The 20,143-nt window shown below is 58.3% G+C and carries 18 protein-coding genes; 2 read left to right on the top strand and 16 right to left on the bottom strand.

The window, feature by feature from the left end:
- Window positions 1-13: 13 nt before the first annotated feature.
- From menE to PYW49_RS14090, 8 genes are all read right to left on the bottom strand, one after another.
- Entirely contained in the window at window positions 14-1,375 is a 1,362-nt protein-coding gene (menE, locus tag PYW49_RS14125) for an o-succinylbenzoate--CoA ligase (protein ID WP_134347789.1), read from the bottom strand.
- Complete coding sequence (gene menC, locus PYW49_RS14120; protein ID WP_320386747.1) at window positions 1,372-2,337, bottom strand: o-succinylbenzoate synthase; 966 nt, start codon at window positions 2,335-2,337, stop codon at window positions 1,372-1,374. Before menC ends, menE begins: the two co-directional genes overlap by 4 nt.
- On the bottom strand, window positions 2,337-3,194 hold the full coding sequence (menB, locus tag PYW49_RS14115; protein ID WP_023312524.1) for a 1,4-dihydroxy-2-naphthoyl-CoA synthase: 858 nt from the start codon (window positions 3,192-3,194) through the stop codon (window positions 2,337-2,339). Before menB ends, menC begins: the two co-directional genes overlap by 1 nt.
- Window positions 3,191-3,967, bottom strand: coding sequence for a 2-succinyl-6-hydroxy-2,4-cyclohexadiene-1-carboxylate synthase (gene menH / locus PYW49_RS14110; RefSeq protein WP_134347787.1), 777 nt, complete (start codon window positions 3,965-3,967; stop codon window positions 3,191-3,193). The genes menB and menH overlap by 4 nt, the downstream gene beginning before the upstream one ends.
- Window positions 3,964-5,634 carry a 2-succinyl-5-enolpyruvyl-6-hydroxy-3-cyclohexene-1-carboxylic-acid synthase gene (gene menD / locus PYW49_RS14105; protein ID WP_134347786.1) on the bottom strand — a complete coding sequence of 557 codons (1,671 nt, stop codon included), beginning with the start codon at window positions 5,632-5,634 and terminating at the stop codon, window positions 3,964-3,966. Before menD ends, menH begins: the two co-directional genes overlap by 4 nt.
- An 88-nt stretch (window positions 5,635-5,722) precedes the next feature.
- Window positions 5,723-7,018 (bottom strand): isochorismate synthase MenF, encoded by a 1,296-nt coding sequence (gene menF / locus PYW49_RS14100; protein WP_320386745.1) that lies wholly within the window; start codon window positions 7,016-7,018, stop codon window positions 5,723-5,725.
- Window positions 7,019-7,113: 95 nt separating this feature from the next.
- Complete coding sequence (gene elaB, locus PYW49_RS14095) at window positions 7,114-7,419, bottom strand: stress response protein ElaB (RefSeq protein WP_008500219.1); 306 nt, start codon at window positions 7,417-7,419, stop codon at window positions 7,114-7,116.
- A 53-nt stretch (window positions 7,420-7,472) separates the two neighbouring features.
- Entirely contained in the window at window positions 7,473-7,934 is a 462-nt protein-coding gene (locus tag PYW49_RS14090) for a GNAT family N-acetyltransferase (RefSeq protein ID WP_134347784.1), read from the bottom strand.
- A gap of 71 nt (window positions 7,935-8,005) precedes the next feature.
- On the opposite strand from PYW49_RS14090, the gene rbn reads away from it, so the two are divergent.
- Together rbn and PYW49_RS14080 are read left to right on the top strand one after the other, a co-directional pair.
- On the top strand, window positions 8,006-8,923 hold the full coding sequence (gene rbn, locus PYW49_RS14085) for a ribonuclease BN (RefSeq protein WP_320386744.1): 918 nt from the start codon (window positions 8,006-8,008) through the stop codon (window positions 8,921-8,923).
- A 64-nt stretch (window positions 8,924-8,987) separates the two neighbouring features.
- On the top strand, window positions 8,988-9,992 hold the full coding sequence (locus tag PYW49_RS14080) for a chemotaxis protein (protein ID WP_032643418.1): 1,005 nt from the start codon (window positions 8,988-8,990) through the stop codon (window positions 9,990-9,992).
- Window positions 9,993-10,092: 100 nt separating this feature from the next.
- Here PYW49_RS14080 and nuoN read toward each other — a convergent pair whose 3' ends face one another.
- From nuoN to nuoG, 8 genes are all read right to left on the bottom strand, one after another.
- Window positions 10,093-11,550: an NADH-quinone oxidoreductase subunit NuoN gene (gene nuoN, locus PYW49_RS14075; RefSeq protein ID WP_029740937.1), complete on the bottom strand. Its 1,458-nt coding sequence runs from the start codon at window positions 11,548-11,550 to the stop codon at window positions 10,093-10,095.
- Window positions 11,551-11,556: 6 nt separating this feature from the next.
- Entirely contained in the window at window positions 11,557-13,086 is a 1,530-nt protein-coding gene (nuoM, locus tag PYW49_RS14070; protein ID WP_134347782.1) for an NADH-quinone oxidoreductase subunit M, read from the bottom strand.
- Between the two features lie 76 nt (window positions 13,087-13,162).
- Window positions 13,163-15,004, bottom strand: a complete 1,842-nt coding sequence (nuoL, locus tag PYW49_RS14065) for an NADH-quinone oxidoreductase subunit L (RefSeq protein WP_063143734.1) — start codon at window positions 15,002-15,004, stop codon at window positions 13,163-13,165.
- Window positions 15,001-15,303: an NADH-quinone oxidoreductase subunit NuoK gene (nuoK, locus tag PYW49_RS14060; protein WP_003861496.1), complete on the bottom strand. Its 303-nt coding sequence runs from the start codon at window positions 15,301-15,303 to the stop codon at window positions 15,001-15,003. The genes nuoL and nuoK overlap by 4 nt, the downstream gene beginning before the upstream one ends.
- Window positions 15,300-15,854 carry an NADH-quinone oxidoreductase subunit J gene (gene nuoJ, locus PYW49_RS14055; RefSeq protein WP_047346614.1) on the bottom strand — a complete coding sequence of 185 codons (555 nt, stop codon included), beginning with the start codon at window positions 15,852-15,854 and terminating at the stop codon, window positions 15,300-15,302. The genes nuoK and nuoJ overlap by 4 nt, the downstream gene beginning before the upstream one ends.
- Before the next feature lie 10 nt (window positions 15,855-15,864).
- Window positions 15,865-16,407, bottom strand: coding sequence for an NADH-quinone oxidoreductase subunit NuoI (gene nuoI / locus PYW49_RS14050; RefSeq protein ID WP_003861491.1), 543 nt, complete (start codon window positions 16,405-16,407; stop codon window positions 15,865-15,867).
- 13 nt (window positions 16,408-16,420) lie between these two features.
- Window positions 16,421-17,398, bottom strand: a complete 978-nt coding sequence (nuoH, locus tag PYW49_RS14045) for an NADH-quinone oxidoreductase subunit NuoH (RefSeq protein WP_047346615.1) — start codon at window positions 17,396-17,398, stop codon at window positions 16,421-16,423.
- Complete coding sequence (gene nuoG, locus PYW49_RS14040) at window positions 17,395-20,118, bottom strand: NADH-quinone oxidoreductase subunit NuoG (protein ID WP_320386742.1); 2,724 nt, start codon at window positions 20,116-20,118, stop codon at window positions 17,395-17,397. Before nuoG ends, nuoH begins: the two co-directional genes overlap by 4 nt.
- Window positions 20,119-20,143: the final 25 nt, after the last annotated feature.

Below are 20,143 nucleotides of genomic sequence, written 5' to 3'. Positions count from 1 at the left end.
TTTGAAACGGCTATTATCCCTTCAGCGATGCGTTCACCCACTGCTGCAGCGCGCGACGCGAGACTTTAATGCCGCCATTTTTGAGTTCAGTCGGCAGCAGCAGCCAGCGGACGGGTTGCTCAAAACGCGCCAGCTTATCCCTGACCCAGTCAGGTAAACGGCTGATATCCGTTCCCGGCTCACACTCCACCACCGCCACCGGACGTTGCCCAAACTCGGCGTCGTCCAGCGGAACGATAAACACCTGGTTGATCTGCGGATGGCGGGCGATAACCCGCTCAAGGCTCTCCGGCTGGATCCCTTCTCCGCCGCTAAAAAAGAGATTATCCATGCGGCCCAAAATCGTCAGGCGGCCGTCATGCCATTCACCGCGATCGCGCGTGGCGAACCATCCCTGCGCATTGGTCAGCGGAATCAGCGCGCCGTCGCGCCAGTAGCCTGAGGCCATGCTTTGCGCCCTGATCCAGACTTCACCGTTAACGACCTGCACCTCTCTGCCCGGCAGCGCACTGCCCACGTCCGGCTCGCCGTCCGCCGCTTTCGCGCAGACGGTAGAGGCAAACTCGGTCAGGCCGTAACCGCAGAAGGTGCAAATCCCCTGCTCTCGCGCTTTTTGTGTCAGCTCCACCGGAATGGCCGCCCCGCCAAGCAAAACGGCTTTCAGGGCAATATTGCTTTCGGTATTCAAAAGACGCCAGAGCTGGGTCGGTACCAGCGAGGCGTGCGTGCAGCCATGCAAAGCCTGCATCAGCGGCTGTTTCTCGCGTACGGTTAGCCGCGCGCCAGCCTGCAGCCAGCGCCATAAAATGCCCTGACCGGAAACGTGAAACAGCGGCAGCGAAAGCAGCCAGTCGTCGTCTTCACCATAGGGCATCAGCGCCAGCACGCCGCGCGCGCTGGCAAGATGGGCCTCGCAGGTATGCACCGCGGCTTTTGGCAGCCCGGTAGAGCCGGAGGTCAGCGTCATGGAGGCCAGTCGCGCAGGTTGCCACGCGACGCGATATGCATCCGCGCTCGCGCGCATACTCAAAGCAGGAAGACCGTTGTAGAGACCGTCCAGCACCAGCGCAAAGCGCAGCGTCATCTGGGGAAGTAACACGTCCAGCAGCGGACGCGGCAGTTGCGGATTAACGGGAAGGATACGCGCCCCGCACTGGAGCAGCGCCAACCACGCCAGCAAAGTTTGCGGGTGGTTATGGGCGAGAAGCAGCACGCCGTCGCCCTCCTCCACGCCCTGCTGGTGAAACCCCGCCGCAAGGCTGTCGACGCGCGCGCACAGCTGTTGCCAGCTGAGCGCCTCGTCGTTGAGCCTCAGGGCCGGTTTATCGGCAAACTGCGCACACCAGTGCCGCCAGGGCCAGTCGGTAAAACTCATCGCAACGGCTCCAGAGCCTCGTTACCCAGGCACGGCAGCGTGCTGTCCGGCCACGTGCGGATAAGCTGAGCCTGCATCAGGTTCAGCGTATCGAGGCCAGGAACCGTGTCCGGCGTTAACCAGGCGGCAATACGCGCCAGCTGGGTTAGCCCCAGGCTGGATTCAATCGACGAGCTGATCACCGCCGTCAGCCCTGCGGCGTGCGCCGCCGCGACCTGTTCGCGCACTTTCGCCAGACTGCCGGTCAGCGTCGGTTTAATCACTACCGCACTGACGCCGGGCTCGGCAACGAAGGCAAAATCCGCTTCACGCAGGCTTTCATCCCAGGCGATGGCAATCCCCGTTTCGCGGGCAAACGCGCGCGAGTCATCGCGGGTTTTACACGGCTCTTCCAGGAAGGCAATGCGGCTGCGGTACGCCGGATTGACGTATTTCGCAAACTGCTGCGCCTTCAGCGGCGTCCAGGCGCGGTTAGCATCCAGACGCAGATGAAGATCGGGGATCGCTTCCAGCAGCAGGTTAGCAACCATGCCGTCACGTACCGCTTCGTAGAGGCCGACTTTGATTTTCGCGACCTTCTCTCCCGACATGGCAGAGAGCTGCGCGAAGAGTTCGTCCGGATCCCCCGTGCAGAGCGGTGCCGCGCGGTAGTTAGCCTCTTCAGGCAGGCTGCCGTCCAGCTCCGCCAGCGCGCAGCTGATACCAAAGGCGGCGGAAGGAATGTCCGGCAACGCCGGATTCTCGCCCTCACGCCACGCTTCTGCCCACGCCAGCAATGCAGCCTGCGCGTCCTCCAGCGACTCGAGGCTAAAGCCCGGCAGAGGCGAAATCTCGCCCCAGCCTTCCCGCTCGCCCTGCTGCAGATGCACAAAGAAGCCGTCACGGGTTTTTAACCGCCGTTCACGCAGCACCACGCCCGCGTCCATCGGTATCTGCCAGCGGTAAACCTGCGCGCGACGCATTACGGATTCCGTTTGTATTTGCTGAAATCTGGCTGGCGTTTTTCGTTAAACGCGTTGCGCCCTTCCTGGCCCTCTTCGGTCATGTAGAACAGCATGGTGGCGTTACCCGCCAGCTCCTGCAGACCCGCCTGACCGTCACAGTCGGCGTTGAGTGCCGCTTTCAGACAGCGCAGCGCCATTGGGCTGTTCTGCAGCATTTCGCGACACCAGCGTACGGTCTCTTTTTCGAGATCGGCAATCGGTACCACGGTATTCACCAGACCCATATCCAGCGCTTCCTGAGCGTTGTACTGACGGCACAGGAACCAGATTTCACGGGCTTTTTTCTGCCCGACGATGCGTGCCATGTAGGAGGCACCCCAGCCGCCGTCGAAGGATCCTACTTTCGGGCCCGTCTGGCCGAAGATGGCGTTCTCTGCGGCAATGGTCAGGTCGCACATCATATGCAGCACGTGACCGCCACCGATGGAGTAGCCTGCCACCATCGCCACTACCGGTTTTGGACAGGTACGGATCTGACGCTGGAAATCGAGCACATTCAGGTGGTGCGTACCCGCATCGTCCTGGTATCCACCGTAGTCACCACGCACTTTCTGATCGCCACCCGAGCAGAACGCTTTATCGCCTTCGCCGGTCAGGACAATCACGCCGATATTGTCGTCGTAGCGCGCATCAGCCAGGGCCTGAATCATCTCTTTTACAGTCAGCGGACGGAAGGCATTACGCACCTGCGGACGGTTAATGGTGATTTTGGCAATGCCGTCGGTGGATTTGTGGTAGCGAATGTCGGTGTAGCCTTCGGAGCAGTCTTGCCATTCAACCGGTGCATAGAGCATGTTTTCATCAGGGTAGATCATAGAATGTCCTTTATTCGAAGACGCAGTATCTGAGCCAGACTCGCGGTAACCGCATCGGGATTTTCCCGGTGGGCGTTGTGTCCGGCGTTGGGAATTGCATGGCGAACGGCGTTCAGCTCAGCGGCAAGGGCCGCAAACTTCTCATCGCGTTCGCCATAGAGATAATCAAAAGAGAAATGGCGTGCCCTAAGCGCGGCCCGCAAATCGGGCTGTACGGCCAGCGATGTTGCCTCTAGCATCATCGCCAGCGCCGCGCCGTTATTTTGGCTGCGCAGGGTAATCAGCGCGTCTCGCTGAGCATCCGTAAGGGAGGCAAAAACGGGCTGTTGATACCAGTCAGCGAAAACCTTACCCAGCGGTTCAGTGCGAAAACGTCTCGCCCAGCTGCGGTCAGAGGCCAGCCGCGTAAGACGCGCTTCGGCATCCTGCAGGCCAGGATGTCCGCCCTCCACCATCACGCCTAACAGCCCCTCAGGCTGCTGGCAGGCATGGAACATCGCAATGCGGCCGCCGAGGGAGTACCCGATGAGCCAGAAGTTCAGTATGTTGTAACTAAGTAAGGTTCGGGTGAGTAATGTGCTCATCTCCTCAAACCCCGCTACGCCAAAACGACGGGAGCCGCCGTGACCCGGCAGATCCAGATACAGCCGGGGGTAGTCGCTGAGTTTATCACCGACTCTCTGCCACTCGCGGCAGTCGCCGGAAAAGCCGTGCAAAAAGACCAGCCAGGGATAGCCTGGCTTGCCGGCCCGCTGCACGCCCGCGAGGATCACAGCTGGCTCACCTGCGCCAGCAGGTTTTGCAGCATCTGCGCGCCGTCAGCATCGTTCACCACCAGCTCAATCAGCGTCGCACCCGGCTGCTTCCAGGCGGTACGTAGCGCGGCATCCAGCTGTTCCCAGCTTTCCGGGCGATGGTATTTCAGGCTAAACATCGCCGCAGCATGTTCGAACTGCACGTTCTGCGGCATCAGATAGAAGCGCTCGCGCTCGCTCTGCGGTGTGGGCAAGAGAGAGAAAATCTGTCCGCCGTTGTTGTTAACCACAATCAGCACGAACGGGGCTGACGCCTGACGCAGCAGCGCCAGCGCGTTGAGATCGTAGAGCGCGGAGAGATCGCCCACGATCGCCAGCGTCGATTTCGCGCTGGCACGCTGCACGCCCGCCGCCGTTGAGATCAGTCCGTCAATGCCGCTGGCACCACGGTTGCTGTAAACCGGGTAGCCGGCAGGCAGCTTCGAAAAGGCGTCAATCAGGCGCACGACCAGACTATTGCCAACAAACAGCTGCCCCTGCTCAGGCAGGAGCTGGCGAATACGGTGCGCCAGCCCGGCCTCGCTAAACGTGTCACAGTGCGCTTTAGTCAGTTCCCACGCCTGGCGCGAAAGGTCCGGGAGGGTAACCGCCCAGGGTTTGCGCTTTTCTGCCGGATGGAGCGTCAGCCAGGCGTCAATATTGCTGACCAGCCGACGACCGCGATGGTGCGCCGGGTCGAGCCGCCCCTCCAGCACGTCCACCAGCCAGTACTCTTCCGGCGTGCAGGTAGCCTGCCACTGCAGTAACCGTTTGCCGGTCAAACTCGACCCGAGCTGAACCACAATTTGCGCCTGCGACAGCTCGGTGACCGCTTTCGCATTACCCAGCCAGAGGTCGGCGCACGGCAGCGGCTGACCTGTCTGGGAAAGCACGTCGCCAATCAGCGGCCAGCCGAGCGTTTGCGCCCATTCCGCGACCAGCTTGCCTTCAGCGGCGCTCATGCGCCCGGCGATGACCACGCCACGCTTCTGCCGCCAGAAGAACCAGTCGCGCTGTTTCGCGCTCTCAAGATGCGTCTGCTCGCGCAGCCACGGTTTTTCGCTCTCCCACCAGCCACCCAGAGACTGCTGCCATTCAAGACCCGTGTCGTCCAGCTCACCGTACAGCGGCTCGGCAAACGGGCAGTTGATGTGCAACGCCCCGCCGCGCAACGTCTCCATGGCGTGATCGAGAGTGGAGACCAGCCAGCTTGCCGGAATATCCTGGGTGGGACGAGGGAGCGACACCGTCTGCGAAGGATGCGAAGAAAAGAGTCCCGGCTGGCGAATAGCCTGATTGGCGCCGCAGTCAATAAGCTCAGGGGGGCGATCGGCGGTGAGCAGGATCAGCTTTTCACCGGTTAACCCGGCTTCAATCAGCGCCGGATAGAGGTTTGCCACCGCGGTACCGGAGGTGACAATCACCGCCACAGGTTCTTTGCTGACTTTCGCCAGACCCAGCGCCAGGTGGCCCAGGCCGCGTTCATCAAAATGGGTGTGGTGAATCAACGCCCGGTTTTCGGCGGCCGCCAGCGTTAGCGGCGTTGAGCGAGAACCGGGTGCAATACACACGTGCCTGACGCCATGGCGCGTCAGGGCTTCAAGGATCACCGCCGCCCAGCGTCGGTTAAAAGAACTTACTGACATGAGATTGTCCGGTATCAAGAATGCGACACAGTATAAATAATAGAAAAAATTGGAATTTTGATGTGAATCGGGATTGCGCGAATATGTATTAATCCCTTAGGAGCAAAGAGCGCAACCCGGCGGCTTTATTTTCAATCTCCTGCCACTCCTGCTCCGGGTCAGACCCGCTGACAATGCCGGCGCCGGCGTAGAGCCGCAGGGAATCCTCCAGCACGCGAGCGGAGCGCAACGCCACGCAGAACTCACTTTGATCGGGCGATAAATACCCGGCCGATCCGGCGTACCACTCGCGGTTAAAGGGCTCAACCTTCTGGATAAACTCGCGCGCAGGCTGTCGCGGTAATCCGGCAACGGCCGCAGTCGGCTGCAGCATGTGCAGACACTGCTCATCATCGGCCTGTTTAAGTTCGGTCCAGATACAGCGGCGCAAATGCTGCACTTTACGCAGGCGCACCACCTGGGCTGGCAGTACTTCAAGCGTCTGCGTGTGGTGCTGAAGACGCTGGCAGATATCTTCCACGACCAGCATATTTTCGCGCTGGTTTTTATCGTCATTCAGCAGCCACTCGCCCAGACGCTGCGCCTGTTTATCATCGGTATGGCTGGCGACCGTGCCCGCCAGCGCTTCCGTGCGCAGCAGCTTGCCACGCCGCCGCCAGAGACGCTCGGGCGTTGAGCCGAGAAAGGCGTTGCCGGCGTCGAATACCATGCAGAAATGGTAGCAATGTAAATTCAGAGCGCGGCTGGCCGCCATCAGCGCGACAGGGCTAACGCGCTGTGTAAACTGAAGATCGGTAGCCCTCGCGAGGACGACCTTTTCAAAATCACCGCGCGCGATGGTCTCTGTCGCGCTGCGGACAAGTCTCAGCCATTCGGCCTGTTGTGGCTGATGGGTTTCGTGCTCAACCTGAACGGACAGCGGACGGATAGGCTTGGCTGGCTGAAGCTGCTGTAAAAAATCCCGCGCGGCAAAGGCATCATCCTGAAGCGAGCGGTCGCTCCACAGCTGCAGGCGCAGCGTGGCGTTTCCGGCGGTACGCCGCCAGAGCAGGCGCGGTAAAAAGAGGCAGCCCTGCTCCGGATTAAAGGCGTTCAGGCCGCAGATACGGGTATCACTCGCCGCATTTTGCTCGTGCAAAAACTGTGAAGCTAACGCCAGAGAAGAAAAGTGGGTAACCGCCCCCAGCGCCGCCAGCTCTTCATCGCCGTTACGTTGCTGCCAGTAAAATTGAGGATAACACTGCTGCTCGCCCAGCCAGGCGAGGGGATCGAAGGCGTCGTTTAACGGGAAAGTGACGTCGAAATGACGTATGCCGGGTGCTGCGGGTAACGCTTGCGTAAGCTGGCTACGCAGATGCTCCAGCGCGAGGAAAATCGAATTCACGCGAACCTCTCCCTGTTAAAACCTCGTATTATACGGGGTACCATAAGAAATATCAGTACCCACGTATAGGGAGTGGTTAACCGTTTAAAACGCTGTTAACGACGGGCTAAAAGCAGCCCCAGTACCAGCCCCACGGCTGCACCCACCCCAATACCCTGCCACGGTTTTTCATGCACGTAATCATCGGCACGATACACCGCTTTTTTGGCGCGGTAGTAGTAAGTATCAGACGCATGACTGACGCGGTTTTTCACTTCATGCAGCGCCTGCTCGGCACGGGCTTTCAGCTCAATATATTTCTGATCGGCAGGGTCGCCCGAGGAACGTAACACCTCTTCCAGCGTTTCGCTCAGTAAGGCCAGGTCGTCGTCGATACGGGTATCCCAGGATTGAAATGACATATTTTTCTCCATGTTAGTACACCAGTCCGCTAACTATAGCCAACGAGATGCCATTACGCCTGTTTCACTTCCCGCGCCATGCCGATGTGTGGGATGCCATCTTCGTCGTAGACCTCCGTCACCGGGGCAAAACCAAAATGGCCATAGAAGGACTGCAGGTGTGCCTGCGCGCCCAGGTATAACGCCTTATCCGGCCACTGTTTCTGGCACGCCTCCAGCGTTTTTTCCATCAGCTGATAGCCCAGTTTTTCACCCCGTGCGTTACCGCTGATGATGACGCGGCCAATCACGACAGGCTCAAAATCGTCGTCGCTTTTCAGAATCCTCGCATACGCTACCAGCTCGTCATCGCGCCAGCCGAGAATATGACGGTTCTCGCCGACAAGGTCATCGCCATCGATGTCCTGATACGGGCAGGTCTGCTCAACCACAAATACTTCACAGCGCAGTTTAAGCAGCGCGTAGAGCGAATGAACGGTGAGGTCGCTATGGTGTAAATCTTGCCACTGGATCATGTCAGTCTCCTTCCTGGGGTTCATCACGTTATACTAAACCCCTCCCCGTTCGGCAAAGGGCTGATTGCGTTATGGAACTGTTTTTTCTGGGTACGTCCGCTGGCGTGCCAACCCGCTCACGAAATGTGACGGCGATTCTGCTGGATCTCAAACACCCAACCCGCGGCGGGCTGTGGCTGTTTGACTGTGGTGAAGGGACGCAGCATCAGCTGCTACATACCTCATATCACCCGGGCAAGCTGGATAAAATCTTTATCACTCACCTGCATGGCGACCATCTTTTTGGCCTGCCCGGCCTGCTGTGCAGCCGCTCAATGGCCGGTAATGCCAACCCGCTGACGATTTACGGGCCTGCGGGTGTGCGTGAGTTTGTTGACACTACGCTGCGTCTGAGCGGGTCGTGGACCGATTATCCGCTGGAGATCGTTGAGATTAGCGACGGTCTGGTTTTCGATGACGGGGATTATAACGTCACCACCTACCCGCTTAATCATCCCGTGGAGTGCTATGGCTACCGCATTGAGGCGCATGACAAACCCGGCGCGCTGGATGCCGCCGCGCTAATGGCGGATGGCGTAAAACCCGGACCGCTGTTCCAGCGCCTGAAGCACGGAGAGACCGTCACGCTGGAGGACGGGCGCGTCATCAACGGCCAGGATTATCTCGCCGCACCGCAGCCCGGCAAGAAGCTGGCGATTTTTGGCGACACGGCCCCGTGCCCGGCGGCATTGAGACTGGCTCAGGGCGTGGACGTGATGGTGCATGAAGCCACGCTTGAAACGGCAATGGAAGAGAAAGCCAACAGCCGTGGCCATAGCTCCACGCGTCAGGCGGCGCAGCTTGCCCGTGACGCGGGCGTCGGGAGGCTCATCATCACCCATGTCAGCTCGCGCTACGATGCGCGGGGATGTGCAAGCCTGCTGGCAGAGTGCCGCGCGCTGTTCCCGGAATGTGAGCTGGCCGAAGATTTCGCTCAGGTCAGCGTTTAGTCCTTCATTTTTCCCTCAGAATGCCGATAACGATTAAAAGGTCAGCATTTCTCTCGAGGGTAGAATGGATAATTTCCAGAAAGATATTGATGACAGGGCGAATCTCACCCTGTCGAACCGTTTTGAACTGTTGCTGTTTCGTCTCGGCACCTCTCTGAACGAAAATAAATCCGAGCTGTTTGGCATTAACGTCTTTAAGCTGCGTGAAATCGTGCCGATGCCGGAGTTCACAAAACCCGCAGGAATGAAATCACCGCTGATGGGGATGGTGAACATTCGCGATCAGGTGATCCCGGTGATTGACCTCGCCGCCGTGGCGGGCTGTAAGCCAACAACCGGCCTGAACATCCTGCTGATCACCGAGTATGCGCGTAGCGTGCAGGCGTTTGCCGTGGAATCGGTTGAGAACATTATGCGTCTGGACTGGAAGCAGGTTCACGCGGCGGAAACCGCCGTCAGCGGACGCTACATCACCAGTATTGCCTGCCTGGACGAGAAGACCGATACCAACGATCTGGCGATGGTGCTGGACGTTGAGCAGATCCTGTATGACATTACCCCGGCCAACCACGACCTTCACGCCACAAATCTGAAGACCACCAAATTCCATATCAAGCCAGGCGCTGTCGCCATCGTCGCAGAAGATTCCAAAGTGGCGCGTTCGATGCTGGAGAAAGGCCTGCAGGCGATGGAGATCCCTGCACAGCTGCATATCACCGGTAAAGAGGCGTGGGAAAAAATTGGCGTGCTGGCAGCGCAGGCGCAGGCAGAAGGGGTTCCCATCACCGATAAGATCGCTCTGGTGCTGACCGACCTGGAAATGCCAGAGATGGACGGCTTTACGTTAACGCGCAAAATCAAAACCGATCCGTTCCTGAAAGATATTCCGGTGGTGATCCACTCTTCCCTTTCCGGCAACGCCAACGAAGATCATATTCGTAAGGTGAAGGCGGACGGTTACGTGGCGAAGTTTGAGCTGAACGAGCTGTCGTCGGTGATTGAGGAAGTGCTGGACCGCTCGATGAAGAAGATTGACGGGCCACTGATTAGTCGCAAGCAGTTGGCTTAGTCGGGTGGCGCTTCGCTTACCCGACCTACAAAATCCGTAGGCCCTGCAAGCGTAGCGCCGCTGGACAATAAAAAAACCCGCCGAGGCGGGTTTTTTGCTTTTACATCAGCGGCATCGCGCGCTGCACGATATCAATCAGCGGCTGCGGATAGATACCGAAGATCAGCACCAGCAGCGCGGAGATGAGTACCACAATACCGCCGGCGCTGTACTGCCAGTTGGTTGGGGCATCACGGTTGAGCTGCTGAGGCGCACTCAGGTACAGACTCACTGCCACACGCAGGTAGTAGTACAGACCAATCGCGGAGCCGATAACCACGCCCGCGGTCAGCCACCACAGGTGCGCCTGCACACCGACGGCCAGCACGTAGAATTTACCGATGAAGCCCAGCGTCATCGGGATACCCGCCAGAGAGAGCATCATCACGGTCATCACCGCGGACAGAATTGGACGGTGCCAGAACAGACCACGGTAGGAGAACAGTGAATCGGCATCCGGACCACGGTACGGGCTGGACATCAGGCTCACCACGCCGAACGCGCCGAGGCTGCTGAACAGGTAACCTGCCAGATACACGCCTACGGCTTCCATCGACATCTCACCGCTCTGCAGCGCAATCAACGCCACCATCAGGTAGCCCAGATGAGAGATAGACGAGTAGCCCAGCAGACGTTTGATGTTGGTCTGGCTCAGCGCCATCAGGTTACCGAAGATGATGGAGACGAACGCGATGATGCCCAGCACCACGCGAACCGCTTCGCTGTCACCCACCGGTGCGTACAGGAACAGACGCATCACCACCCCGAAGATAGCGATTTTACTCGCCGTCGCCAGGAAGGTAGAAACCGGAGCCGGAGCGCCCTGGTATACGTCTGGCGTCCACAGGTGGAACGGAACCAGAGAGAGTTTGAAGCCAAGGCCAACAATCATCATGCCCAGACCCGCCAGCAGCAGCGGCTCATGCAGCATGCCGTCACCGAGGCTCTTGCCGAGCGCCATGAAGGAGAGATTACCGGACTGTGCGTACAGCAGCGCAATACCAAACAGCAGGAACGAGGACGCCGCCGCAGACAGGATGGTGTACTTGATGCTTGCTTCCAGAGAGCGCTTCTGACGGAAGGCGTAACCAATCAGACCGAACAGCGGCAGAGAGATCAGCTCAATGCCGAGGAACAGCGCAGCCAGGTGGTTCGCGTTCGCCAGCAGAATACCGCCCAGCGCGGCAATCAGAACCAGCAGGTAAAACTCTTCTTTATTGTCGTTGTAGCCTTCGAGCCAAGGATACGCAAAGGTACAGGTTGCCAGGCTCGCCAGCAGAACCAGACCGGTATACAGCATGGCGTAACCGTCAACGCGCATCAGCGGGGTGACGTCCATCGCCCCACCCTGGCCAACAAACCAGAGAGAGACTAACGCGGCGTTCAGGCCGATGACCGACAGCGTGGCATTCAGGAAGTGATTGCGTCGCCACGCAATGGAGAGCATCACAACCACCACCGTCAATCCGACGATCAGCAGCGGTAGCAGCGCGATCAGTTGTTGTGGAGTTATTGTCATGGCGAATTACGGCCTTGTAGTAGAAGCAGAATTAACAAACCACTGCTGGATGTTACCCATCGCGCTATGCGAGGTATCCAGAATCGGCTGCGGGAAGAAGCCCAGCAGCACCAGCAGTACGACCAGCAGCAGGATGATGAACAGCTCACGCAGCGACATCCCCGGCAGTTCTTGTGCAGCAATTTCGCTCTTCGCTTTACCGAAGTAAGCGCGGTGCAGCATCGCCAGCGAGTACACGGAAGCGAACACCAGACCAAAGGTGGAGATCACGGTAATCACCGGTACCACTTTGAAGCTGCCGAACAGAATCATAAATTCGCCGACGAAGTTACCGGTACCTGGCATCCCCAGGGTGGCAACCGCGAAGAACATGGACAGCGCTGGCAACCATTTCATTTTGCCCCACAGGCCGCCCATCATACGCATGTCGCGGGTATGCAGACGTTCGTATAGCTGGCCGCACAGGATGAAGAGGCCGGCTGCGGACAGACCGTGCGCAATCATCTGGATCACTGCGCCCTGGTACGCCAGCTGGCTGCCGGTGTAGATAGCAATCAGCACGAAGCCCATGTGGGAAACGGAGGTGTACGCAATCAGACGTTTGATGTCGTACTGCGTGAAGGCCATCCAGGCACCGTAGAAGATACCGATGACACCCAGCCACATGGCAATCGGTGCGAACTCAGCGGAGGCATTCGGGAACAGCGGCAGTGCGAAACGCAGCAGACCATAGGCCGCCGTTTTCAGCAAGATGCCCGCCAGGTCAACGGAACCCGCCGTTGGCGCCTGAGAGTGCGCGTCAGGCAGCCAGCCGTGCAGCGGAACCACCGGCATTTTCACCGCGAACGCGATGAAGAAGCCCAGCATCAGCAGGTATTCAACGCCGTGCGACATCGGGGTCTTCAGCAGGTCTTCGTAGTTGAAGGTCCAGGTGCCGGTCGCACTGTGGTGAACAAACACCAGCGCCAGAATGGCAATCAGCATCACCAGACCACTCGCCTGGGTATAGATGAAGAACTTGGTTGCCGCCGTGATACGCGTTTTACCGTCGGACGCCTTGTGGCCCCACAGCGCGATCAGGAAGTACATCGGCACCAGCATCATCTCCCAGAAGAAGAAGAACAGGAACATGTCGATGGCAAGGAACACGCCGATAACGCCGCCCAGGATCCACATCAGGTTCAGGTGGAAGAAGCCCTGGTATTTTTCGATTTCTCGCCAGGAGCAAAGTACCGCCAGAACGCCGAGCAGACCGGTCAGCACCACCATCAGCAGCGACAGACCGTCAATCGCCAGGTGGATCGTAATGCCGAAACGCGGGATCCACGGCAGGATAAACTCAGACTGCCACTGCGGAATGCCCGCAGACTGGGTCAGAGAGTAGCCACCCTGCAACCAGAGTTGCAGACCAAGCGCGAGCGTCAATCCCATGGTGATCAGCGCGATCCAGCGCGGCATCTTCACGCCAAAGCGTTCAGTCTGCCAGCACAGGAAGCCGCCGATGAAGGGAATTAATATTAGCCAGGGTAGTAACATGGCGATTTACATTCCTTTTTAAGGCCCCCAGCAGGGGCCTGATTTTCAACGAATTCGAATAAAATTCACTTAACGATCAACGCAACACCATCAGCAGCGCCAGCACGACAACCGCACCGATGCTCATGGACGCCACATACCAGCGCAGATAACCGTTCTCGCTGTACAGCAGGCCTTTACCTGCAAAGCGGGAAAGGATCGCCGGGATATTCATCAGGCTGTTCAGTGGGTCGCGCTTCACCAGCCACGCAATGCCCAGGAACGGCTTAACGAAGATCATGTCGTACAGCCAGTCGAAGCCCCACGCGTTGTACCACCAGGTACCCAGCAGACGGCCTGGCGCACTGTTGGCAACGGCAGTCACCAGCGTACGTTTACCCAGCCACAGCCATGCAGCAATCAGGATGCCCGCGATAGCGACCACACCGGAGGTGATTTCAAGCGTCAGAACGCGACCATGCTCAAGCTCGGTGGTGTCTGGCAGTACGCCCTGCAGCGGTGGCACAATCATCGCGCCAACGAAGGTGGACAGTACCAGCAGCACAATCAGCGGCAGGTGGTGGGTAATCCCCTTCCCTGCGTGAGCGTGAATTTGTTCTTTACCGTGGAATACGATGAAAATCATACGGAAGGTATACAGGGAGGTCATGAACGCACCGACCAGACCCGCAACCATCAGATTGATATGACCATTCGCCATGGCACCCGCAAGGATTTCGTCCTTACTGAAGAAGCCCGCGGTAATCAGCGGCAGTGCCGCCAGCGCCGCGCCGCCCACCAGGAAGCAGATATAAACCAGCGGGATGGACTTACGCAGTCCGCCCATCTTGAAGATGTTCTGCTCGTGATGGCAGGCCAGGATCACGGAACCGGATGAGAGGAACAGCAGCGCTTTAAAGAACGCGTGCGTCATCAGGTGGAAAATGGCCGCGTCCCACGCCTGAACGCCCAGCGCGAGGAACATGTAACCAATCTGGCTCATGGTGGAATACGCGAGAACGCGTTTGATGTCGGTCTGCACCAGCGCGGCAAAGCCTGCCAGCACCAGCGTAACCGCACCAACGATACCCACCAGATGCAGAATTTCCGGCGTCATCAGGAACAGGCCATGGGTACGCGCAATCAGGTAGACACCTGCGGTTACCATGGTCGCGGCGTGGATCAGCGCGGAGACAGGGGTTGGACCCGCCATCGCGTCGGCCAGCCATGTCTGCAACGGCAGCTGCGCGGATTTACCCACGGCTCCACCCAGCAGCATCAGCGTTGCCCACCACAGCATGTTGTTACCTGCTGCGAAGTGCGCCGGCGCCAGTTCCACCATTTCGCGGAAGTTCAGCGTGCCCAGTTCGTTGTAAAGAATGAACAGTGCGAAAGCGAGGAACACGTCACCCACGCGGGTGACGACGAACGCTTTCATGGCCGCTGCGCCATTCTTCGGATCGGTATAGTAGAAGCCGATCAGCAGGTAAGAACACAGACCCACGCCTTCCCAGCCCAGATACATCAGCAGCAGGTTATCGGCCAGCACCAGAACCACCATGCTGGCGATAAACAGGTTGGTGTAGGCGAAGAAGCGGGAGTAACCCTCTTCACCGCGCATGTACCAGGAAGCGAACATGTGGATCAGGAAACCCACGCCGGTAACCACGGAGAGCATGGTCAGCGAGAGACCATCCAGCACCAGGTTGAAACCGATGTTGAAATCACCGACCGACATCCAGGTCCACAGCGGCACGCTGAATGGCTGACGTCCGTTGTTAAAGAAGTCGATGCCCGCATACGCTGTCACCAGCGCAGCCAGACCGATTGAGCCAATGCCCACGGTTGCAGACAGGTTCTCAGACCAGCGGCCGCGAGAAAACGCCAGCAGCACGAAGCCAATCAGCGGAAAAATAATGGTTAAGGCAAGCATGTTCATCCACGCAACTCACTTACTGAATCGATGTTCAGGTTCTGGCGGCGACGATGGAGCTGCAGTAACAGCGCCAGGCCAATACTCGCTTCGGCAGCCGCGAGGCTGATGGCTAGAATGTACATCACCTGACCATCAGTCTGGCCCCAGTAGCTTCCGGCGACCACGAAGGCCAGCGCGGAGGCGTTAATCATGATTTCCAGGCCGATCAGCATAAACAGCAGATTGCGGCGGATAACCAGACCGGTCAAACCCAGAACGAATAAAATCGCAGCGAGGATCAGTCCATGTGTTAAGGGGATCATGCGCGCTCCTCCGTTTTTCTTTTCGCGCGGTCGTCAGTGCGGTTGCTCAGCACCTCGCCAGCACGCTCTTCGCGGCCAACGTGGAAAGCAACAACCAGACCTGCCAGCAGCAGCATTGAGGCCAGTTCAACCGCCAGAACGTATGGGCCAAAGAGCGTGATACCGACCTCTTTAGCGCTGATTGGCGTTCCGTCGATGCCCTGATCGTTGACACCAAGAATGGCGTAAACAATCACCACCAGCATGATGGCCGACAAAATGGCCGGACCAATCCACACCTGCGGTTTTAACCACTGACGTTCCTGCTCAATTTCAGAGCCGCCCAGGTTCAGCATCATCACCACGAACACGAACAGCACCATAATGGCCCCGGCGTAGACGATGATTTCCAGCGCACCGGCGAAATGCGCGCCCAGCGCAAAGAACACCCCGGAAATAGCCAGCAGCGAGATGATTAAGTACAGCAGCGCATGCACCGGATTGGTGTGCGTAATCACTCGCAGCGTGGCCAGGATGGCGATAAGGCCACAGATATAAAAAGCGAATTCCATTGCCCTCTCCTTACGGTAACAGGCTCTTGACGTCGATAGGCTTAGCTTCGTTCTCTGCTTCGCCCTTATCTTTGCCGTCGATTGCCATACCCGCCATCCGGTAGAAGTTATATTCCGGGTATTTGCCCGGACCGGAAATCAGCAGATCCTCTTTCTCGTACACCAGGTCCTGACGCTTGTACTCACCCAGCTCGAAGTCTGGAGTCAGCTGAATCGCCGTGGTTGGGCACGCTTCTTCACACAGACCGCAGAAGATGCAGCGTGAGAAATTGATGCGGAAGAACTCAGGATACCAGCGGCCATCTACCGTCTCTGCTTTCTGCAGAGAGATACAGCCTACCGGACACGCTACCGCACACAGGTTACAGGCAACGCAGCGCTCGGAACCGTCCGGGTCGCGCGTCAGCACGATACGGCCACGGTAGCGCGGCGGCAGATATACCGGCTCTTCCGGGTACATCCGGGTTTCGCGTTTGGCAAACGCGTGCAGGCCGATCATCCAGATACTGCGTACCTGGGTACCGAAGCCTACCAGTAATTCTTTTAAGGTCATGGTCTATAGCCCCTTATGGCTGCTGCCAGAGAATGACAGCCGCCGTTACCAACAAGTTGACGAGCGTCAGCGGCAGGCACACTTTCCAGCCGAAGGACATTACCTGGTCATAACGCGGACGCGGTAACGCTGCGCGAATCAAAATGAACATCATCATGAAGAACGCGGTTTTCAGCGCGAACCAGATGAACGGCGGTAAGAACGGGCCATGCCAGCCACCAAAGAACAGCGTTACCATCAACGCGGAAATGGTGACGATACCGATGTACTCGCCCACGAAGAACAGACCGAATTTCATACCGGAATATTCGATGTGGTAACCGTCGGCCAGTTCCTGTTCGGCTTCTGGCTGGTCAAACGGGTGACGGTGACACACGGCCACGCCCGCGATAGCAAAGGTAATAAAGCCAAAGAACTGCGGGATAACGTTCCAGATGTCGGCCTGGTTGTTGACGATGTCGGTCATGTTGAATGAACCGGCCTGCGCCACCACGCCCATCAGGGAGAGACCCAGGAACACTTCGTAGCTCAGCGTCTGCGCGGAAGCACGCATCGCACCCAGCAGGGAGTATTTGTTGTTACTGGACCAGCCCGCGAACAGCACCGCGTAAACCGCGAGGCCTGCCATCATCAGGAAGAACAGAATGCCGATGTTCAGGTCAGCGACCACCCAGGTCGGGCTGACAGGAACGATAGCAAACGCCAGCAGCAGCGAGGTGAAGGCGATCATCGGAGCCAGAGTAAAGATCACGCGATCCGAGAAGCGCGGGATCCAGTCCTCTTTAAAGAACATCTTGATCATGTCCGCGACCAGCTGGAGTGAACCACCCCAGCCCACGCGGTTCGGTCCGTAACGGTTCTGGAACAGACCGAGCAGACGACGTTCACCAAAGCTCATGAACGCGCCACAGGTGACCACCACCAGCAAGATAACGACTGCTTTCAGAATACTCAGCAGGATGTCGATAAGATCCGGCGTTAACCAACTCATGCTTTTGCCTCCTGCAGGTTATCAAGACGAGCACCCGCCAGTACCGGCGCGATGCCAGGCATACCCATCGGCAGACCCACCTGCCCTGCTGTCAGACCTTCGGAGATAATCAGCGGCAGGCTGATTGTCTGGCCGTCATAGCTAAAGGCAATGTTCGCACCCGCATTTACGCCAAGCTTCGCGGCATCCGCCGGGTTGAGCTTGATGTACGGCTGCGGCATGCGGGTCTGGAAGACCGGTGAACGCTGGGACAGCTCGTCGCTACCGAACAGATGGTAATACGGCGCAATACGCCAGTTACCTTCCTGCGCCTGGAAGCTCGCCGGAACGGTCGTGAAGAAGTCCAGACCGGTTTCGGAGGCTTCAATCAGACGTACGCCCGGATCGCCGTGGCGCAGTGAACCACCCACTTCAGCCTGGAACTTGTTCCATGCCTGCGGGGAGTTCCAGCCTGGAGCCCATGCAAATGGGATCTGTGAACGCGGGGCAGACGGCTGGTTGTTCCCTTCCATTGAGAAGGCGAACATGGTGTCTTTGTCCTGCGGCTGGCGCGGTTCGTGCACGCTGATATTGGCACGCATTGCGGTACGGCCGCTGTAGCGGTGCGGTTCACGCGCCAGTTTCTGGCCGCGAATACGGAAGCTTGCTTCAGGCGCGGCATCTTTAATGCCTGCCAGCTGAGGCAGTTTTTCCACAACCGCGTCGATAACGTGGTCGAGTTGCGTCCAGTCCACTTCACGGCTCTGCACGGTGCTGTGCAGGGAGTGCAGCCAGCGCCAGCTTTCCAGCATCACGGTGTTGCTGTCGTAGTACGCCGGGTCGTAAACCTGGAAGAAACGCTGCGCGCGGCCTTCGTTGTTGATAACGGTACCGTCGCTTTCTGCGAAGCTTGCCGCAGAGAGCACCAGGTGCGCTTTATCCATAATCGCAGTGCGCTGATGATCGATAACCATCACCAGCGGCGCTTTGGAGAGTGCAGCGTCTACGCGTGCGGCAGAAGCATGGCGATGCAGGTCGTTTTCCAGCACCACAACGGCGTCAGCAGCACCGGATTCCAGTTCGCTTAACGCAGCTTCCAGCGAGCCGCCGCCAATCATCCCCAGACCGATGCTATTTACCGCACGGGCAATCATGGTCACGCCAACGTCGGCACCGCGGCCTTTCAGGGCTTTGGCAACGTTTGCTGCGGCCTGAATGATCTCCGCGCTTCCGGCGTTAGTACCCGAAATAATCAGGGGTTTCTTCGCACCCGCCAGGGCCTGAACAATCACGTCGACCTTGTTTTGCAGGTCACGATCCAGTTCAACGGCCGGAGAGTTGCTGTCCAGCGCGTGGGCAATCGCAAAGCCGAGACGCGCCTGATCTTCAACCGGTGCGCAGTAGGTCCACGCCGCGATATCGTCCAGACGGGTGTTGTCGACGTTAGTCACGAACAGAGGATGCTTAGCGCGCTGGCCGATGTTCAGGATTGCCGCAATCTGCCAGTCAGCCACTTTCTGCGCGGCTGCCATTTCACGTGCTTTACCCTTCACCGCCTGACGAACCGCCAGTGCCGCGCGAGCGCCGGTCTGAGTCAGATCTTCACCCAGCACCAGAACCGCATCATAGGATTCGATTTCGCGCAGCGCAGGGGTATGAATACCGCCTTCGCGCAGCACTTTCAGTACCAGCTGCAGACGTTCCTGCTCGCCCTGGGCGATACCGGTATAGAAGTTTTCCGCGCCAACCAGCTCGCGCAGCGCGAAGTTGCTTTCGATGCTGGCACGCGGGGAGCCGATACCGATCACTTTCTTCGACTGGCGCAGAATGTCTGCCGCGCCCTGCATCGCCTGTTCAGCGTTCAGGGTAATGAAGTCATCGCCACGGCGCTGAACCGGCTGACGCGGACGGTCTTTCAGGTTCACATAGCCATAGCCGAAACGACCGCGGTCGCAGAGGAAGTAGTGGTTAACGGTACCGTTGTAACGGTTTTCAATACGACGCAGTTCGCCGTAGCGCTCGCCCGGGCTGGTGTTACAGCCGAGGGAGCACTGCTGGCAGATGCTTGGTGCAAACTGCATGTCCCACTTACGGTTGTAGCGCTCGGAGTGAGTCTTATCCGTGAATACGCCGGTCGGGCAAATTTCTACCAGGTTACCGGAGAATTCGCTTTCCAGCGTACCGTCTTCCGGACGACCGAAGTAGACGTTGTCATGCGCGCCATACACGCCCAGATCCTGACCGTCTGCGTAATCTTTGTAGTAACGCACGCAGCGGTAGCAGGCGATGCAGCGGTTCATTTCGTGAGAGATGAACGGCCCCAGATCCTGGTTACGGTGGGTACGCTTGGTAAAGCGATAGCGACGGAAGCTGTGACCGGTCATTACGGTCATATCCTGAAGGTGGCAGTTACCGCCCTCTTCGCAGACCGGACAATCATGCGGGTGGTTGGTCATCAACCATTCCACAACGCTTTCGCGGAACTGTTTGGCTTCTTCGTCATCAATCGAAATAAAGGTGCCTTCGGTGGCTGGCGTCATACAGGACATCACCAGGCGACCACGCGTGTCTTCCGCGTTCTGATATTGCTTCACCGCACACTGGCGGCAAGCACCGACGCTGCCCAGCGCCGGATGCCAGCAAAAATACGGAATATCAAGGCCGAGCGACAGACAAGCTTCCAGCAGGTTGTCCGCCCCGTTGACCTCATATTCTTTGCCGTCTACATGAATCGTAGCCATTAGCATGCTTCCAGTTGGCTCAGTC

The organism is Enterobacter chinensis (assembly GCF_034008295.1).
GTDB lineage: Bacteria > Pseudomonadota > Gammaproteobacteria > Enterobacterales > Enterobacteriaceae > Enterobacter > Enterobacter chinensis.
Note: the sequence above shows the minus strand (reverse complement) of the source record. Positions and strands in the feature narration are given on the sequence as shown.

Bases quoted from the DNA above. Each gene is read 5' to 3' on its own strand.
- menE (WP_134347789.1), bottom strand. From the start codon at position 1,375: ATGAGTTTTACCGACTGGCCCTGGCGGCACTGGTGTGCGCAGTTTGCC.
- menC (WP_320386747.1), bottom strand. From the start codon at position 2,337: ATGCGTCGCGCGCAGGTTTACCGCTGGCAGATACCGATGGACGCGGGC.
- menB (WP_023312524.1), bottom strand. From the start codon at position 3,194: ATGATCTACCCTGATGAAAACATGCTCTATGCACCGGTTGAATGGCAA.
- menD (WP_134347786.1), bottom strand. From the start codon at position 5,634: ATGTCAGTAAGTTCTTTTAACCGACGCTGGGCGGCGGTGATCCTTGAA.
- elaB (WP_008500219.1), bottom strand. From the start codon at position 7,419: ATGTCATTTCAATCCTGGGATACCCGTATCGACGACGACCTGGCCTTA.
- PYW49_RS14090 (WP_134347784.1), bottom strand. From the start codon at position 7,934: ATGATCCAGTGGCAAGATTTACACCATAGCGACCTCACCGTTCATTCG.
- rbn (WP_320386744.1), top strand. From the start codon at position 8,006: ATGGAACTGTTTTTTCTGGGTACGTCCGCTGGCGTGCCAACCCGCTCA.
- PYW49_RS14080 (WP_032643418.1), top strand. From the start codon at position 8,988: ATGGATAATTTCCAGAAAGATATTGATGACAGGGCGAATCTCACCCTG.
- nuoN (WP_029740937.1), bottom strand. From the start codon at position 11,550: ATGACAATAACTCCACAACAACTGATCGCGCTGCTACCGCTGCTGATC.
- nuoM (WP_134347782.1), bottom strand. From the start codon at position 13,086: ATGTTACTACCCTGGCTAATATTAATTCCCTTCATCGGCGGCTTCCTG.
- nuoL (WP_063143734.1), bottom strand. From the start codon at position 15,004: ATGAACATGCTTGCCTTAACCATTATTTTTCCGCTGATTGGCTTCGTG.
- nuoK (WP_003861496.1), bottom strand. From the start codon at position 15,303: ATGATCCCCTTAACACATGGACTGATCCTCGCTGCGATTTTATTCGTT.
- nuoJ (WP_047346614.1), bottom strand. From the start codon at position 15,854: ATGGAATTCGCTTTTTATATCTGTGGCCTTATCGCCATCCTGGCCACG.
- nuoI (WP_003861491.1), bottom strand. From the start codon at position 16,407: ATGACCTTAAAAGAATTACTGGTAGGCTTCGGTACCCAGGTACGCAGT.
- nuoH (WP_047346615.1), bottom strand. From the start codon at position 17,398: ATGAGTTGGTTAACGCCGGATCTTATCGACATCCTGCTGAGTATTCTG.
- nuoG (WP_320386742.1), bottom strand. From the start codon at position 20,118: ATGGCTACGATTCATGTAGACGGCAAAGAATATGAGGTCAACGGGGCG.